The sequence below is a fragment of the Microbulbifer litoralis genome (genome assembly GCF_023634065.1).
GTDB lineage: Bacteria > Pseudomonadota > Gammaproteobacteria > Pseudomonadales > Cellvibrionaceae > Microbulbifer > Microbulbifer litoralis.
In genome coordinates this window covers 1-1,357 of the sequence record NZ_JALKCV010000037.1, presented here as the reverse complement: position 1 = coordinate 1,357, position 1,357 = coordinate 1, and the positions used below count along the sequence as shown (strand labels likewise).

The window sequence follows — 1,357 nt, the reverse complement described above, 5'->3', positions numbered from 1 at the left end:
CTGAAGAGTCTGTTCGAGCTGCCCAGTATTGAGGAGCAGGCAGGCCTGATCGAGGCGCAAAAGGCGGTGATCACAGAGGCTACTGAAATAGCCGCGCCGCGACAGCCTGCCATTCATCCGATTGATCACGATGGTCCGGTGGCACTGTCACATGCGCAGAACGGCCTATGGCTGCTCAACCAGATGGAGGGAGCCAGCGGCAGCTACATTGCCGGTACCTCACTCGATATTGATGGTGCGATCGACGCAGTCGCCGTAGAAAAAGCATTTTCTGCCATCGTCGAACGGCATCGCATTCTTCGTACGGTGATCCGGGAATACGAAGCCGGTCCCATGCAGGTGGTGATCGACGCCTCGGCATTCCATGTCCAGGTGACTGACTTGAGCGACATCGCTAACGCCGACGCCGAACGTGAATTACTGGTCCTCACACACCAGGCCAAGAGTCGACGTTTCGATTTGTCGAAAGATGTGATGCTGCGCGTGCATCTGGTCAAGCGGGCGGACCAGCGTCATACGCTGCTGGTGCACATGCACCACATTGTCTGTGATGGATGGTCGATCGGCCTGTTGATGAAGGAATTTAATATCCTCTACAGGATGTACACCGAGGATAGTAACGGGCTCCTGACACAGGCTTCTCTGCCCGTACTGTCGATCCAATATCGCGACTACGCGCAGTGGCAACGCCAGCTTCTGTCGGGGACATATCTGGATGAGCTGGTTGGCTACTGGCGAGAGCGCCTTGATGGTATCCCCACGCTGCACGCGCTTCCCACTGATCATCCACGGCCCGAACAGCCGTCCTATCGCGGCGCCGTGTATCGCCATCGCATCGCGGCGGAGATCACCGATACCTTCAGGCATCATTGCCAGGCTCAGGGCGCGACATTCTTCATGGGTATGCATGCCGCCTTCTCGGCTTGGCTGGCGCGCTACTCGGGCTGTGATGACATCGTATTGGGCACGGCTATCGCCAATCGCGAGCAAACCGAGGTCGCGCCTTTGATAGGTTTCTTCTCCAACTCGATCGTGTTGCGCAACCGGATCGGGGGCCGGGACACATTTACTACCTGCCTCGATCGGACCAGGCGCCAGGACATTACGGATTTCGACCACCAACAGTTACCGTTCGAGTTGCTGGCCGAGAAACTCAACCCGGAACGTAGTTTGAGGCACAACCCGATCTTCCAGATAGTGTTGAACCTGGATAACAACGAGGTGGAGCCTATCCACCTGAGCGATTCCGAGGTACGGGGCCAAGAGCAACTGAGCTACGAAAGCAACTTCGACCTCACCCTGTATGCGGTCGAGCAGGCATCGGGCACCAAGCTGATCTGGCGTTATGCGACCGACT

The 1,357-nt window shown here is 57.2% G+C and carries 1 protein-coding gene; it reads left to right on the top strand.

Annotated features, from left to right (window positions below):
* On the top strand, window positions 1-1,357 hold a 1,357-nt coding region (locus MWN76_RS20850; protein WP_250465119.1), incomplete at both ends, for a condensation domain-containing protein.